Genomic DNA, 15,038 nt, shown 5'->3' on the forward strand with positions numbered 1-15,038 from the left:
CGCCACCGAGGGGCCCGCTCCGTTTCCGTCGTGCTCAGCTCACCATGTGGCACGCACCTGGCGGATGATCCGCCGGCGCAACCGCACCCTGCGGCTGCCGTCGCGCAGCAGGCTCAGACGGTGCAACTCCCAGTGTCCGTACTCGGCATGGTCGGTCAGCAGACGTGTCGCCTCCTTGCGGGAGACCCCGCGCGGTACGTACACGTCGACAAATTCGTATTCCGGCATCGCATCTATTGTGCGGGCTGGGGCCCGGTACGGATAGCGTCTGCACTATGTCTGATGCTGCGCAGCCCACCGCTGCCGAGGTACGCGCCGCCGCCGAGGCGGTCAAGACCGCGCTCGACCGCCACCTGGCCGCGGTCGAACGCAGGACGGGGGAGGACGACCCGGCCGTCTACGAGGCGTTCAACGAGCTGGCCGCGGCCGCGGAGGCGTACGACGAACTGCTCTACGACCGCTACGACGAGGTCACCCCCTTCGAGATCCCCGCAGCGGACGACTCGCTGCCGCCGTACGCGGGCCCCGAGGAACCGAACGCGCTGAGCGTGCTGATCCGCCGTGACTACGCCGTGGCGGAGCCGCAGCGGCTGCTCGCGCAGGCACAGCGGGTCGAGTCGGCGGAGTACGACGGCGCCGCCGGCGCGGACACCCGGGCCTCCGGCACGATCCACGGGGCGCTGGGCCTGCTGTTCGGCGAGTTCGAACCGGACGAGATCGCCTCCCGGCACAAGGAGTTCGGCCTGGAGGAGGGCGACTCCACGCTGTGGGTGCTGGCCGCCGACGAACCGGCGGAGCCGGGCGAGTGGCTGGAGGCGCCCTTCGAGCAGCTCGACCCGCAGCGGGTGGTCTGCCGCTTCGACGTGAGCGCGGTGTTCGACGACGACCTCGACGACCTAGACGATCGCGGGGACATCGCGGAGATCGCGGGGATCGAGGGGATCGAGGGGATCCCGGACGTGGAGGACGTGGAGGAGGACGTGGAGGACGACGTCGAGGACGATCTCGACGCCGACCTGGAGGACGACGAGGACGAGGACGAGGACCTGGAGCCGCTGGACGCGGACCGCGTGGACCGCGTGGACCGGTAGCCGGGCCCGGACCGGGGACGGCGGCGGTGGCGAAGGGGGTTCCTTCGCCACCGCCGCCGTCCGCGTCCTCCCGGCCGTCAGCCCGCCGCCGGCACCTGCGTGCGCAGCAGGACGGGCAGCCGGGTCGTCCGGGGCTTCGGCGACACCTCGGCGACCGCTCTGGGCAGGGCCTGCTCGACGCCGTGGACGACGGACAGGTGGCGCACCGCCCGGCCGAAGGCCGTGTACACCCAGGGGCGGGAGAGGGACTGCGCGGCATCGCCGGGCAGCACCACGACCGCGGCGGGCCACCGGCCGCCCACCGCCTGATGCGCCGTCAGCGCCCATCCGTGTCGCACGGACTGCTCCACGCGCTCTCGCGGTACGACCACGGGGGCGCCCGCGCAGGACAGGTGCAGCCCGTCGGCGTCGGCCTTCACCACCTGGCCCGGCACCGTACGGCCCGGGGCGGGGGAGTAGGCGATCCGGTCACCGGGGTCGAAGCCGCCGAAGCGGCCGGGGCCGGGGTTGAGGCGCTCCTTGAGCACGGCGTTCAGCGCGCGGGTGCCGGCCGCGCCACCGTGGCCGGGGGTGATCACCACCGTCTGCTCGGGGGTGATGCCGAAGGCCCGCGGCACCGAGTCCGCGACGAGCTGCACGGTCCGGTGCACGGCCTCGCCCGCGTCCCGCACCGGCACGATCACGAGCTCCTTGCCGGGCGCCTCCACCTGGTGCAGCTCGCCGATGCCGATCCCGGAGACCAACTCGCCGAGCGGGCCCGGATCGGGGGTGCGCGAGGCCACCTGCGGGCACACGCGCGCGGCGAGCAGGTCGGCGAAGACCCGGCCGGGCCCCGCCGACCACAGCAGCGCCGGGTCCCCGCTGAGCACCAGCCGGGCTCCGTCCGACAGCGACTCCACCACCATCGCGGCGGTCTCCACGTCCAGTTGCGGCGCGTCCAGCAGGATCAGCAGGTCGAGGGCGAGGGCGCCGTCGGCGTCCCGGCCGGGACCCTCGGCGCCGGAGAGCAGACCGGGAAGGGTGACGACGGCACCGTCCGCCTCGGCCGTCTCCCCGAGGAGGGCCGCGAGCCGGCGCCGTCCGTCCGGTGTGTGGCAGGCGGCGACCGCGCGCAGGCCGAGGGTGCGGGCGGCCGTGAGCAGGGCCGCCGGTTCGGCGCGGGCGGCCTCGCCGCCGGTGTGCAGCACCAGGCCGTGCCCGGCGACGGCGCGGATCAGCTCGGCGGCGCTGCCGGACGCCTCGGCCGCGACCGACTCCCACTGCGGGAAGGCCTCCTTGGGCAGGGAGTTGACCACGCGGGCCAGACCGTCGGCGAGGCTCTCCTCGGCGAGCGCGTACCGCTCCAGGCCGACCAGGACCCGGACCGGGTGTGCTGCCTCGTCGTCGTCCTCCTCGGACTCGCCGGCGCCGCTCGCCCGGGCCGGGGCGGCCGCCCCGGGCTCCTCCAGGGCGTCCTGGAAGACGAGGGCCTCGCCCTCCGCGAGCGCGCTTTGCACGGCCGCGTCGGCGTCCGGCACGCCCCGCTGGGCCAGCGCGGCCGTCAGGGTCGGCAGCTCCAGGGCGGTGTGCCCGGCCAGGGCCGCCTGCTCCAGCAGCCACACCGTCGTCGCGCGGCCCCGCCGCTCGTCGTCCGGGGCGCAGTCGGCGCCCAGCAGTGCCCGTGCGAAGCCGTCGGCCTGCTCGGGCCGTACGCCGGGGACCCGCAGCAACTGCCACGGGTCCTCGCTCAGCACGTCCCGCGCGCTCTCGCCGAGGACCGCGGCGACCTGCGGCGCCAGCACCTCGGGAGCGCCACCGCCGGTCAGCACGCGCCGTACGGCGTCGACGGTCTCCGGGGCGGGCGCCGCGGCCACGGCGGCGGCCTCGGCGGCGACCGGCTGCGGACGCCGTACGGGCTCCGGGGCCGGGCGGCGCGGGGCGCGCTCGGGCTCGGCGAACACGGTGGCCGGGGGTTTCTGGCCGCCCTCCACGGCCCGCACGGCCGCGAGCAGGTCGGCGGCCTTGCCGCTCAGCTTGGCGCCGCTGTCGATGGGCGTCCTCTTGTCGGCCTTGCGCCGCTCGATCCGCTCCCGCTCCAGCTTCTGCGCGGCGAGTTCGGCCGCGGCCTCGGAGAGCCGCGCCGCGGCTTCACTCTCCGTCTCGGTCGCCGACGTGCTGCCGCCGTCGTCCGCCTCGGTTCCCGGCGCGCTGCCGCCGTCGTCCGCCTCGGAGTCCGGCGCAGCGCCGTTGGCGCGGGCGCCGGTGTCCGGCGTGCCGTTGCCGGCCTGGGAGCCGGAGTCGCCGGCCTCGGCGTCCGCGTCGGTCTCGGGACCGTCGGTCCCGGAGTCGTCGGTCGGGGTGGCGGTCCGGGCGTCGCTCTCCCGTGCACCGCTCCTGGCCCGGGTGCCGGGCTCGCCGGCCTCGGGGCCGTCGGTCCCGGAGTCCGGCGTACCCCTGCCGGCCCCGGTCCCGGCCCCGGAGTCGTCGGCCCCGCTGTTCGCCGTGTTGTTCTCGGAGTCCTCGTCCTGGGCGGTCTCCGGGGCCTGTGGGGCCCGGGTGCCGGGGGGTGGTGAGGTGGCCTCCGGTGTCCCCGGTGCCGTGTGCTCCGTGGTCTCGGCGGGCTCCGGCTCCGTGCTCACAGCGTGCTCCAGTCGTGATCGGGATAGCGGTGCACGGGCGCCGACACGTCGTCGAGCGCCCGGCAGATCTCGTCAGGAAGACTAAGCGCCTCCACTGACAACGCGGCCGTGAGCTGCTGCGCGTTGCGTGCGCCGACGATCGGGGCGGCCACGCCCGGCCGGTCGCGGACCCAGGCGAGGGCGACCTGCAGCGGCGTCACCGCGAGCCCGTCCGCCGCGGTCGCCACGGCGTCCACGATGCGGCTGGCGGTGTCGTCGAGGTACGGCTCGACGAAGGGCGCGAAGTGGTCGGAGGCGCCGCGCGAGTCCGGGGGCAGGGCGTCGCCCCGGTACTTGCCGGTGAGGACACCGCGGCCCAGCGGCGAGGAGGGCAGCAGGCCGATGCCCAGGTCCAGCGCGGCCGGCAGCACCTCGCGCTCGACACCTCGCTGGAGCAGCGAGTACTCCATCTGCGTACTGGCCAGCCGGGTACGGGTGCCCGGCGCGGCGAGCTGCCAGGTGGCGGCCTTGGCGAGCTGCCAGCCGCAGAAGTTGGAGACGCCGGCGTAACGGGCACGGCCGCTGGCGACCGCGATGTCGAGGGCCTGGAGGGTCTCCTCCAGCGGGGTGTCCGGGTCGAAGGCGTGCACGTGCCACACGTCGACGTGGTCGGTGCCGAGCCGGGTGAGCGAGGCGTCGAGGGCGGCGAGGAGGTGCCCGCGCGAGCCGTCGAAACGGCGGTCCGGATCGGGCACGCTGCCCGCCTTCGTCGAGACGATCAGGTCCCGGCGCGGAACGAGGCCTTCCATCAGCCGGCCCAGCAGATACTCGGCCTCTCCGTCGCCGTACACGTCCGCCGTGTCGACGAGGGTCCCGCCCGCCTCCCAGAACGTCTTCAACAGGTCCGCGGCGTCGTGCTCGTCGGTGTCCCGGCCCCAGGTCAGGGTGCCGAGCCCGATGCGGGACACACGCAGGCCGGTGCGGCCGAGATGCCTCTGCTCCATGGACGCCGAGATTACTGGCCGGAACTGGGCCGTGGGTTTCCTGTGGACAACCGAATTCCGGGCCGCCGCGGCCCCGTTCCGCGCAGGCCGGGGCCGTCCCGCCGGCGCGACCCTCACCACACCGGCCTCCCCCGGTGACCGCCCCCGCGCTACTGTCTCCGGAACAGCGTCGTTACTGATCAGTAAGGGGAATCGGCCATGCAGCTCGGGATCAACCTCGGCTACTGGGGTGCCGGAATGGACGCGGACAACCTGGCCGTGGCTCAGGAGGCCGACCGGCTCGGGTACGCCGTGTGCTGGGCCGCCGAGGCCTACGGCTCGGACGCCGCCACCGTACTCTCCTGGGTCGCCGCCCAGACCGAGCGGATCGACGTCGGCTCCGCCATCTTCCAGATCCCCGCGCGCCAGCCCGCGATGACCGCGATGACCGCCGCCACCCTCGACTCCCTCTCCGGCGGCCGCTTCCGCCTCGGCCTCGGCGTCTCCGGACCGCAGGTCTCCGAGGGCTGGTACGGCGTCAAGTTCGACAAGCCGCTGTCCCGCACGCGCGAGTACGTCGAGATCGTCCGCAAGGCGATGACGCGGGAGCGGCTGTCGTACGCGGGCGAGCACTGGACGCTGCCGCTGCCGGACGGTCCCGGCAAGCCGATCAAGCTGACCGTGCACCCGCAGCGCGAGCACATCCCGCTGTACATCGCCGCCATCGGGCCGAAGAACCTGGAGCAGACCGGTGAGATCGCCGACGGTGCCCTGCTGATCTTCCCGTCCGCCGACCACCTCGAGGACACCGCGGTCAAGCACCTGCGGGCCGGGCGCGAGAAGGCCGGCAAGACCCTGGACGGCTTCGACGTCTGCCCCACGCTGCCGCTGGCCGTCGGCGCCGACAAGGACGTCGAGCGGCTCGCCGACACCTTCCGCCCGTACACCGCGCTGTACGTGGGCGGAATGGGCAGCCCCAAGCAGAACTTCTACAACCAGCTCGCCCGCCGTATGGGATACGAGGAGGCGGCGACCGAGATCCAGCAGAAGTACCTGTCCGGTGACAAGCAGGGCGCCGCGGCCGCCGTACCGCACGAGCTGATCGACCGGACCACGCTGCTGGGGTCGGTGGAGCGGATCGCCGACCGGATGAAGGCCTACGCGGCCGCCGGTGTCACCACCCTCAGCCTGGCCCCCGCGGGTTTCACCCTCGACGAGCGCCTGGCCTCGCTGCGGGCCGGTGCGCAGGCGCTGGATCTGGCCGGGCTGGCCTAACCGGCGAGGAGGGGGGAGGTTCAGCGGCCGTGGTGGGGGCTCGGGGGTCTTCCCCGCCACGGCCGTCACGCAGAACAACGCGTCGGCACGCGCGCGGTTACGCCCCCGGCGCGACTCGGTGGTCCTCCCTTCGGCGGAGTTGTCCGACAGAGCTGTTGCGGCACACCTCGCGCCGCATTTGACTCGTTCGGTGCGGAATCCTGCGGAACCTGCGCAACCCTGCGGAAGCCCCCGGGACGCAGAGAGGTGTCACACGATGCTGTCGGCGAAGAGCCTGTTCCAGGAGATCCTCGACCACGACGAGTCCTTCCGGCTGTTCTGCTCCATCGCCGCCGCCGGGGAGTCGCAGGGCGGCTGGGAGAACGCCCGGATCGCCGCGCTCGTCCCGCAGAGCGAGCGCGCACTCGCCCCCAAGATCGCCCGGCACGGCGCCGAGGAGGACAAGCACGGGCGGATCTTCAACGCCCTGCTGAAGAAGCGCGGCCTCGAGCCCGTCCCCGTCCCGCCCGGGACCGACTACACGATGCTCCTGGAACGGGGCGGCATCGGCCTCTCCCACAACAGGCTCACGTCCGACCGGCCGCTCGGCGTGCAGGACGTCGTCGTCTACCTCGCCCACAGCCGGGTCACCGAGCAGCGCGCCTCCGAGCAGATGGAACTGCTCCGCAAGCACTTCGCCGACCACCCCGAGATCGGCCGCGCCGTGCAGACGATCTCCCACGACGAGGACAACCACCTGGCCTACTGCCACGAGGAACTGCTGCGCCTCGCGCGCGCGGGACACGGCGGGGTCATCCAGCGGACGCTGCGCGAGAGCGCGCTCGCCGAGATCCGTGTCCACCGCGACGTCAGCCTCGCCGTCATGGCCCGCATGGGCCGCGTCCTCGGCTGGTCCCGGCGCAGGGCGGCCGTCCTCGCGGCCGGCATCCACGCCCGCTACGCGTGGGAGCGGTTCGCGGGCTGGCGGCGGATGGTGTCCCTGAAGATGCCCGAGCGGCGCGACGCCCTCGGCGGACCGGCCCCGGCGGCGCCCGGGTTCGCCTGAGCGACGGGCCACCGCGCGCGCGTGCGGCCCGCTACAGCCACCCCCGGTGCTTGAACAGCCGGTACAGCAGCACCTCCAGGGCGGCCATGATCGCGATCACCGCCGGATACGACCACACCCAGCGCAGCTCCGGCATGTGATCGAAGTTCATCCCGTAGATCCCCGCGATCATCGTGGGGACCGCGGCCATGGCCGCCCACGCGGAGATCTTCCTCATGTCGTCGTTCTGCCGGACGCTCATCTGCGCCAGATGGGCCGAAAGGATGTCCGACACCAGCCGGTCCAGGCCCTCCACGGACTCGTTCACGCGCGCGAGGTGGTCGCCGACGTCCCGGAAGAAGGGCCGCGCCTTGTCGTTGACGAAGGGCAGCACCGAGCCGAACGCGCCGGTGCCCGCGAGTCGTGACATCGGCGGCACCAGCGGGCCCGTGGACCGGCGGAACTCCAGGACCTGGCGCTTGAAGGTGTAGATCCGGGACGCGGTGTTCCGCGAGCCGCCGCCGTCCGGCGAGAACACCTCCGCCTCCAGCTCCTCCAGGTCGGTCTGCAACTCCGTCGCCACGTCCAGGTAGTGGTCGACGGTCGCGTCGGCGATCGCGTAGACGACGGAGGTGGGGCCCTTCGCGAGCATCTCCGGCTCGTGCTCCAGCCGCTGCCGTACGGCCGCCAGCGGTGAACCGTCGCCGTGCCGGACGGTCACCACGAAGGAGTCGCCGAGGAAGACCATGACCTCACCGGAGGAGACGGTGTCGCTCCTCGGCTCGTACACCACCGGCTTCAGCACCAGGAACAGCGAGTCGTCGTACACCTCCAGCTTGGGCCGCTGATGGGCCTTGAGGGCGTCCTCCACGGCCAGCGGGTGCAGCGCGAACTCCTGCGTGACGTGGTCGAACTCCTTCTCGGTGGGCTCGTGCAGCCCGATCCAGACGAAACCGCCCGCGGCGCGCGCCTCGTCGAGCGCGTCGGAGAAGTCCTGCGGGCCCTCCGTGCGGTGGCCGTCCCGGTAGATGGCGCAGTCGACGATCACTGAGTGTGTTCTCCCATCGGCCGTTCTCCAGTCCTTCCGGGGGTACGCCTACCCTGGGCGGCATGCCCACGCTGATCCTCGTCCGGCACGGACGTTCCACCGCCAACACCTCCGGAGTGCTCGCCGGCTGGACGCCCGGCGTCGCCCTCGACGAGCGCGGGGCCGAGCAGGCCGCCGCGCTGCCCGGGCGGCTCGAGGGGCTGCCGATCGCCGAGGTCGTCGCGAGCCCCCTGCAACGCTGCCAGGAGACGATCCGGCCCCTCCTGGCCGCCCGCCCCGGACTGCCCGTGCACACCGACGAGCGGATCGGGGAGTGCCACTACGGCGACTGGTCGGGGCGCAAGCTCGCCGAGCTGAAGGACGAGCCGCTGATGGAGGTCGTCCAGGCGCACCCCTCGGCGGCCGCCTTCCCCGGCGGGGAGTCCATGCGGGCCATGCAGACCCGCGCCGCCGAGGCGGTGCGCGAGTGGAACGCGCGCGTGGAGCGCGACCACGGCGCCGACGCCGTCTACCTCATGTGCTCGCACGGCGACATCATCAAGTCGCTCGTGGCGGACGCGCTCGGACTGCATCTCGACCTCTTCCAGCGGATCTCCGTCGAACCGTGTTCCATCACCGCGATCCGTTACACCCGCCTGCGGCCCTTTCTGGTGCGCCTCGGGGACACCGGTGACTTCGCCTCCCTCGTGCCGCGCGAGGAGCCGCCGACGGAGGAGGCCACGGTCGGGGGCGGTGCGGGCGCACCGTGATCGTCGGCCGCAGTAGGGTGAAGCGGTCCGCATACGCGCGTTCACGCATGGACGTTCACGTACCCACGATTCCCAGGGAGACAGGACGTGTCCCGTCAGGTGTTCCTCTACGACCCCCCGGACCGCTTCGTGGCCGGTACGGTCGGACTGCCCGGGCGCCGTACCTTCTTCCTCCAGGCCACCGCCGGCTCCCGAGTGACCAGTGTGGCACTGGAGAAGACCCAGGTCGCCGCGCTCGCCGAGCGCATGGACGAGCTGCTGGACGAGGTCGTACGACGTAGCGGCGGAAGCGCCGCCGTGCCCGCCGTGGCGCCCGCCGAGATCACCGACACCGACCCCCTCGAGACCCCGGTCGAGGAGGAGTTCCGGGTCGGCACCATGGCCCTCGCCTGGGACGGCGAGGAACAGCGCATGATCGTCGAGGCGCAGGCCCTCGTGGAGCTCGACGCCGACTCCGAGGAGGACCTCGCCGAGGCCGAGGAGCGGTTGCTCCAGGACGAGGAGAACGGGCCCCCGATGCTGCGGGTCCGGCTCACCGGCGCCCAGGCGAGAGCCTTCGCCAAGAGAGCCCTCGACGTCGTCAACGCCGGCCGGCCGCCGTGCCCGCTGTGCAGCCTGCCGCTCGACCCGGAAGGACACGTATGTCCGCGCCAGAACGGATACCGCCGCGGGGCGTGACGGTCACCGACCCGGCCTTCGCCGATCTGCTCGCCCACGGCGAGCTGACCGTGCGCGGACGCATCCGTGACGCTTCCAACGCCGCCCTGTACTGCACGGTCGCGCGCGAGGGCCGCGAGGCCACCTGCGTCTACAAGCCCGTGGCCGGGGAGAGACCCCTGTGGGACTTCCCCGACGGCACCCTCGCCCAGCGGGAGGTCGCCGCGTACGCGGTCTCCGAGGCGACCGGCTGGGGGCTGGTACCGCCCACCGTGCTGCGGGACGGGCCGTACGGCGAGGGCATGTGCCAGCTGTGGATCGAGGCGTCCCCCGAGGACGGGCTGCTCGCCCTCGTCGAGGGGGAGGAGCCGGGGCCGGGCTGGAAGGCGATCGGGTTCGCGGAGGTCGAGGAGGGGCGGACCGCGCTGCTCGTGCACGCCGACGACGAGCGGCTGCGGCGGCTCGCCGTCCTCGACGCGGTCATCAACAACGCCGACCGCAAGGGCGGCCACCTGCTGACCACCGGCGACGGCAGGCTGTACGGGATCGACCACGGCGTCACCTTCCACGTCGACGACAAGCTGCGCACGCTCCTGTGGGGCTGGGCGGGGGAGCCCCTCACCGGAGAGGCCGTGGAGGCGCTCCAGGGCCTGAAGGGCGCCCTGGAACCGGGCGGTGAGCTCGCGGCCACCCTGGCCGGACTCGTCACGCCCACCGAACTCGACGCCACCCGCGCGCGGGTCGACGCGCTGCTGGAGTCCGGCCGCCACCCGGAGCCCGGCGGCGAGTGGCCGGCGATCCCCTGGCCGCCGGTCTAGACGATCCCCCGGCCACCGATCGACACGTCGTCGGCGACCGGCCAGGACCTCCCCGGCAACCCGTCCCGGCAGACGCCCCGTTGACAGGTCCGGAGATCTCGGCTCGCCGGTCGATGCGATCCCTGGCGCTCGGTCGATGCGATCTCCGGTCCCCGGTCGAAGGGCCCCGGTCCCTGGTCGGAGAGACCCCTGCGCTCGGCCGATGGGTCCCCGGCCTGCGGCCGAAGCGTCCCTGGCCTGCGGCCGATGAGACCCCGGTCCCCGGCAGAAGAGTTCTCCACCCCCGGCCGAAGAGTCCTCGACCCTCGACCGATGGGTTCCCGACCCCCGGCCGATGGGTTCCCGACCTGCGGCCGATGGGTTCCCGACCCGCGGACGAAGCGTTCCCGACCCCCGGCCGAAGCGTTTCCGACCCCCGGCTGATGGGTTCCCGCCCCCCGGCTGATGGGTTCCCGCCCCCCGGCCGAAGCGTCCCCGGCCTGCGGCCGAAGAGCCCCCGACCCCCGGTCCACCGACCAGCAGCACACCGCCCCGAACCCTGCAAGAGGGCCTTCCCGGCCATCCGGTCCGCTCCGGTTCGTATGCGGAACTTCCGTCCGGTTAGGCTCATGACATGCATGCCTGGCCCGCTTCCGAGGTCCCCGCCCTGCCTGGTCAGGGCCGCGACCTGAGGATCCACGACACCGCGACCGGCGGCCTGGTCACCCTCGACCCCGGTCCCGTCGCCCGTATCTACGTCTGCGGCATCACGCCGTACGACGCGACCCACATCGGTCACGCGGCGACCTACAACGCGTTCGACCTCGTGCAGCGCGTGTGGCTCGACACCAAGCGGCAGGTTCACTACGTCCAGAACGTCACCGACGTCGACGATCCGCTCCTGGAGCGGGCCGAGCGGGACGGCGTCGACTGGGTCGCCCTCGCCGAGAAGGAGACGGCCCTCTTCCGGGAGGACATGACCGCGCTGCGGATGCTCCCGCCGCGCCACTACATAGGCGCCGTCGAGGCGATACCCGGCATCGTGCCGCTCGTGGAACGCCTGCGGGACGCGGGCGCCGCCTACGAGCTCGACGGCGACATCTACTTCTCCGTCGAGTCCGACCCCGACTTCGGCAAGGTCTCCCACCTCGACGCCGCCGCGATGCGGCTGCTGTCCGCCGAGCGCGGCGGCGACCCCGACCGGCCCGGCAAGAAGAACCCGCTCGACCCGATGCTGTGGATGGCGGCCCGCGAGGGCGAGCCCAGCTGGGACGGCGGCTCGCTCGGCCGCGGCCGCCCCGGCTGGCACATCGAGTGCGTCGCCATCGCCCTGGACCACCTCGGCATGGGCTTCGACGTGCAGGGCGGCGGTTCCGACCTCGCCTTCCCGCACCACGAGATGGGCGCCTCCCACGCCCAGGTCCTCACCGGCGAGTTCCCCATGGCCAAGGCGTACGTGCACGCCGGCATGGTCGCCCTCGACGGCGAGAAGATGTCCAAGTCCAAGGGCAACCTCGTCTTCGTCTCCCGGCTCCGGCGCGACGGCGTCGACCCCGCCGCGATCCGGCTCACCCTCCTCGCCCACCACTACCGGGCCGACTGGGAGTGGACCGACCAGGTGCTCAGGGACGCCGTGGACCGGCTCGGGCGCTGGCGTGCGGCCGTCTCACGGCCCGACGGCCCGCCCGCCGAGGCGCTCGTCGAGGAGATCCGCGAGGCCCTCGCCGACGACCTGGACGCCCCGGCCGCGCTGGCCGCCGTCGACCGCTGGGCCGCGTTGCAGCAGGAGCGGGGCGGCACGGACATCGCGGCACCCGGCGTGGCGTCGCGGGCGGTGGACGCGCTGCTGGGCGTGGCGCTGTAACCCGCAGCCCGTCAGCCCGAGCCACCGCAGCCGTACGACAGGGGCGCTTCCTCCGCGCGGGAGGGAGCGCCCCGTGCCGTAATCCCCGGCGCCAACTCGCGTCGTGTGATGGGGTGTGAGCGTTCGTCACCGTTCAGCCGGCCACCGCCGGCCCCCTTGCGGAAGGACGCACGAGTGATACCCGCAGACCGTTCCTCAACCCGTCGAAGACTGCTCACCGCGGCCGCCGCCCTCTCCGGGACGGCCCTGCTCGGCGGCACCGCCACCGCACACGCCGCCGGGACACGCGCGACGGCGTGGCCCACGGCGTTCCCGCTGCCGGACGGCTTCCAGCCGGAGGGCATCGCCATCGGCGCGCGCCCGTACGCCTACTTCGGCTCGCTCGCCAACGGGGACGTCCACCGCGCGAGCCTCGCCACCGGCCGCGGCTCCGTCGTGGTCCGGGGCCTCGGCGCCGGGCACCCCACCGTGGGCCTGAAGATCGACCCGCACGGCCGGCTCTTCCTCGCGGGCGGCGCCAGCGGCGAGATCCGCACCGCCGACGCCCGCACGGGCGAGACCGAGCAGGTGTACGCCACCGGCGGCGCGTTCGTGAACGACGTGATCCTCACCCCCGGCGCCGCCTGGTTCACCGACTCCTTCGAGGCGCAGCTCTACAAGGTCGTCCTCGGCCGGGACGGCGCCCCGCGCTCCGTGGAGACCGTGCCGCTCGGCGGCGACTGGGCCCAGGGCGACGACTTCACCGCCAACGGCATCGAGCGCACGCCCGACGGCAGCGCCCTGCTCGTGGTGAACGCCTTCGCGAACGGCGGCAGCCTCATGCGGGTCGACCCGCGTACCGGAGCCGCCCGCACGGTCGACCTCGGCACGGCGAGGCTCCCCAACGGCGACGGTCTGCTGCTGCTCGGCCGGACCCTCTACGTGGTCCAGCAGGCGCAGAACGCGGTCGACGTGTTCCGGCTGAACGCGGCCGGTACCCGGGGCACCGCCCTCGCCCGGATCACCGATCCGCGCTTCCGCATCCCGACGACGGCCGCGGCGTGGGGCGACCGTCTCTACCTGCCGAACGCGCGCTTCGACGTGGAGCCCACACCCGACACCGAGTACGACGTGGTGGCCGTGGACCGGGTCTGACAACGGGAGGGGCGGTGCGCCTCGGCGCACCGCCCCTCTCCGGCCCTGTCCGCTCCGCTCAGTCCTCCGACGAATCGTCGTCGTCGACGTTCTCCCCGCTCGGCTTCGGCGGCTTCGGCGGCCGCGTCCGCTCCCCGGGGGCGGGCGGACCACCGCCGTCCCGGCGCCTGAGGTACCGCTCGAACTCGCGCGCGATCGCCTCGCCCGAGGCCTCCGGCAGCTCCGCCGTGTCCCGGGCCTCCTCCAGCGTCTGCACGTACTCGGCGACCTCGGTGTCCTCCGCCGCCAGCTGGTCCACACCGACCTGCCACGCACGCGCGTCCTCGGGCAGTTCGCCCAGCGGAATGCGCACGTCGATCAGGTCTTCCAGACGGTTGAGGAGGGCCAGCGTCGCCTTCGGGTTCGGCGGCTGCGAGACGTAGTGCGGCACGGCCGCCCAGAGGCTGACCGCGGGCACACCCGCGTGCGTGCACGCCTCCTGCAGGACGCCGACGATGCCCGTGGGACCCTCGTACTTGGTCTCCTCCAGGTCCATCCGGCGGGCCAGGTCGGCGTCGGAGGTGGTCCCGCTGATCGGAACGGGACGCGTGTGCGGGGTGTCGCCGAGCAGGGCGCCCAGGATGACCACCAGCTCCACGCCCAGCTCGTGCGCGAAGCCGAGCAGCTCGTTGCAGAACGAGCGCCAGCGCATGGACGGTTCGATGCCGCGCACCAGCACCAGGTCGCGCGGCTTCTCGCCGCCGACCCGCACCACCGACAACCTTGTCGTCGGCCAGGTGATCTTGCGGACGCCGGCGTCCATGAACACCGTGGGGCGGTTCACCTGGAAGTCGTAGTAGTCCTCGGCGTCCAGCGCCGCGAACACCTCGCCCTTCCACTCCCTCTCCAGGTGCGCGACCGCGGTGGAGGCGGCGTCGCCGGCATCGTTCCAGCCCTCGAACGCGGCCACCATGACCGGGTCGATCAGCTCGGGAACCCCCTCGAGCTCGATCACCCAGCGCCTCCTTCCGACGTGCCCTCGCTTGACCACCCAACCTTACGGCGTCCCGCGGGGGCGCCCGCAGCCCCCTTGCACAGGGGAGTGAACGGATCACTGCCCCGTTCCCCACCCCGGAACACCCCCCGGACCAAGCCGCTCACAGGCTCGACCTGAGCCACTGCTCCACGCTCGCGATGTGCACGGTCGCCCACGACCGGGCCGCCTCGGCGTCCCGGTCGCGAAGCGCCGCGAGGATCGCGCGGTGCTCGCGCAGGGTGCCGGCGACCGCGTCCTCCTGGGTCAGTCCGCGCCAGATCCGGGCCCGGGTGGTGGGCCCCGACAGGCCGTCGAGGAGGGAGCACAGCACCGAGTTGCCGGCGCTCTGCACGATGCCGCGGTGGAACTCCAGATCGCAGGCGACCAGCTCCTCCACCGACGGTTGGGCACCCAGCTTGGCCAACTGCGCATCAAGGGCGTCAAGTTGCTGTTCGCTGATGCGCGGCGCGGCCATCGCCGTCGCGGCCGGCTCCAGGATGCGGCGCACGGCCAGGAACTCCAGGACCGTGTCGTCGCGGTGGAAGTCGACGACGAAGCTCAGCGCCTCCAGGAGCAGTTGGGGATCGAGGCTGGTCACATAGGTGCCGTCGCCCTGCCGTACGTCCAGGATGCGGATCAGCGACAGGGCGCGCACCGCCTCCCGCAGGGAGTTGCGGGACAGGCCCAGATCGGCGGCGAGCTCGCTCTCCTTGGGCAGCCGGTCCCCGGGGCGCAGCGCACCGCTGACGATCATGCCCTTGATCTTCTCGATCGCCTCGTCGGTGACTGCCATGACCGGCCTCC

Annotated in this window: 14 protein-coding genes; 8 read left to right on the forward strand and 6 right to left on the reverse strand. The window is 73.3% G+C overall.

Features of this window, described 5'->3' with window-relative positions; genetic code table 11:
- Positions 1 to 39: 39 nt before the first annotated feature.
- Positions 40 to 228 carry a DUF5703 family protein gene (locus ACF1A1_RS08085; RefSeq protein WP_141309218.1) on the reverse strand — a complete coding sequence of 63 codons (189 nt, stop codon included), beginning with the start codon at positions 226 to 228 and terminating at the stop codon, positions 40 to 42.
- Between the two features lie 47 nt (positions 229 to 275).
- Here ACF1A1_RS08085 and ACF1A1_RS08090 point away from each other — a divergent pair, with 47 nt between their 5' ends.
- Positions 276 to 1,091, forward strand: coding sequence for a hypothetical protein (locus ACF1A1_RS08090; protein WP_391646668.1), 816 nt, complete (start codon positions 276 to 278; stop codon positions 1,089 to 1,091).
- Between the two features lie 77 nt (positions 1,092 to 1,168).
- Here the strand turns inward: ACF1A1_RS08090 and ACF1A1_RS08095 are convergent, their stop codons facing one another.
- The gene (locus tag ACF1A1_RS08095) at positions 1,169 to 3,709 is read right to left on the reverse strand and encodes a helix-hairpin-helix domain-containing protein (RefSeq protein WP_391646670.1); all 2,541 of its coding nucleotides are present in this window, start codon (positions 3,707 to 3,709) and stop codon (positions 1,169 to 1,171) included.
- Positions 3,706 to 4,692 carry an aldo/keto reductase gene (locus ACF1A1_RS08100; RefSeq protein WP_391646672.1) on the reverse strand — a complete coding sequence of 329 codons (987 nt, stop codon included), beginning with the start codon at positions 4,690 to 4,692 and terminating at the stop codon, positions 3,706 to 3,708. The genes ACF1A1_RS08095 and ACF1A1_RS08100 overlap by 4 nt, the downstream gene beginning before the upstream one ends.
- Before the next feature lie 198 nt (positions 4,693 to 4,890).
- Here ACF1A1_RS08100 and ACF1A1_RS08105 point away from each other — a divergent pair, with 198 nt between their 5' ends.
- Entirely contained in the window at positions 4,891 to 5,946 is a 1,056-nt protein-coding gene (locus tag ACF1A1_RS08105; RefSeq protein WP_391646674.1) for an LLM class F420-dependent oxidoreductase, read from the forward strand.
- Between the two features lie 256 nt (positions 5,947 to 6,202).
- Positions 6,203 to 6,991 (forward strand): ferritin-like domain-containing protein, encoded by a 789-nt coding sequence (locus ACF1A1_RS08110; RefSeq protein WP_391646676.1) that lies wholly within the window; start codon positions 6,203 to 6,205, stop codon positions 6,989 to 6,991.
- A gap of 31 nt (positions 6,992 to 7,022) precedes the next feature.
- Here the strand turns inward: ACF1A1_RS08110 and corA are convergent, their stop codons facing one another.
- Complete coding sequence (corA, locus tag ACF1A1_RS08115; RefSeq protein ID WP_391646678.1) at positions 7,023 to 8,018, reverse strand: magnesium/cobalt transporter CorA; 996 nt, start codon at positions 8,016 to 8,018, stop codon at positions 7,023 to 7,025.
- Between the two features lie 62 nt (positions 8,019 to 8,080).
- On the opposite strand from corA, the gene ACF1A1_RS08120 reads away from it, so the two are divergent.
- The 5 genes from ACF1A1_RS08120 to ACF1A1_RS08140 all read left to right on the forward strand — a co-directional run bounded on the left by ACF1A1_RS08120 (position 8,081) and on the right by ACF1A1_RS08140 (position 13,219).
- Positions 8,081 to 8,767: a histidine phosphatase family protein gene (locus ACF1A1_RS08120; RefSeq protein ID WP_391646680.1), complete on the forward strand. Its 687-nt coding sequence runs from the start codon at positions 8,081 to 8,083 to the stop codon at positions 8,765 to 8,767.
- Between the two features lie 87 nt (positions 8,768 to 8,854).
- Entirely contained in the window at positions 8,855 to 9,445 is a 591-nt protein-coding gene (locus ACF1A1_RS08125; RefSeq protein WP_391646682.1) for a DUF3090 domain-containing protein, read from the forward strand.
- Complete coding sequence (locus tag ACF1A1_RS08130; RefSeq protein WP_391646684.1) at positions 9,409 to 10,242, forward strand: SCO1664 family protein; 834 nt, start codon at positions 9,409 to 9,411, stop codon at positions 10,240 to 10,242. The genes ACF1A1_RS08125 and ACF1A1_RS08130 overlap by 37 nt, the downstream gene beginning before the upstream one ends.
- 613 nt (positions 10,243 to 10,855) lie before the next feature.
- The gene (gene mshC, locus ACF1A1_RS08135) at positions 10,856 to 12,085 is read left to right on the forward strand and encodes a cysteine--1-D-myo-inosityl 2-amino-2-deoxy-alpha-D-glucopyranoside ligase (RefSeq protein WP_391646686.1); all 1,230 of its coding nucleotides are present in this window, start codon (positions 10,856 to 10,858) and stop codon (positions 12,083 to 12,085) included.
- Positions 12,086 to 12,259: 174 nt separating this feature from the next.
- Entirely contained in the window at positions 12,260 to 13,219 is a 960-nt protein-coding gene (locus tag ACF1A1_RS08140; RefSeq protein WP_391646688.1) for an SMP-30/gluconolactonase/LRE family protein, read from the forward strand.
- A gap of 58 nt (positions 13,220 to 13,277) precedes the next feature.
- Here the strand turns inward: ACF1A1_RS08140 and ACF1A1_RS08145 are convergent, their stop codons facing one another.
- Both ACF1A1_RS08145 and ACF1A1_RS08150 read right to left on the reverse strand, forming a co-directional pair.
- Positions 13,278 to 14,213, reverse strand: coding sequence for a PAC2 family protein (locus tag ACF1A1_RS08145; RefSeq protein ID WP_391646690.1), 936 nt, complete (start codon positions 14,211 to 14,213; stop codon positions 13,278 to 13,280).
- A gap of 142 nt (positions 14,214 to 14,355) precedes the next feature.
- Positions 14,356 to 15,027, reverse strand: coding sequence for a FadR/GntR family transcriptional regulator (locus ACF1A1_RS08150; RefSeq protein WP_391646692.1), 672 nt, complete (start codon positions 15,025 to 15,027; stop codon positions 14,356 to 14,358).
- Between the last annotated feature and the right edge of the window lie 11 nt (positions 15,028 to 15,038).

The organism is Streptomyces sp. NPDC014995 (assembly GCF_043080745.1).
Taxonomy (GTDB): domain Bacteria; phylum Actinomycetota; class Actinomycetes; order Streptomycetales; family Streptomycetaceae; genus Streptomyces.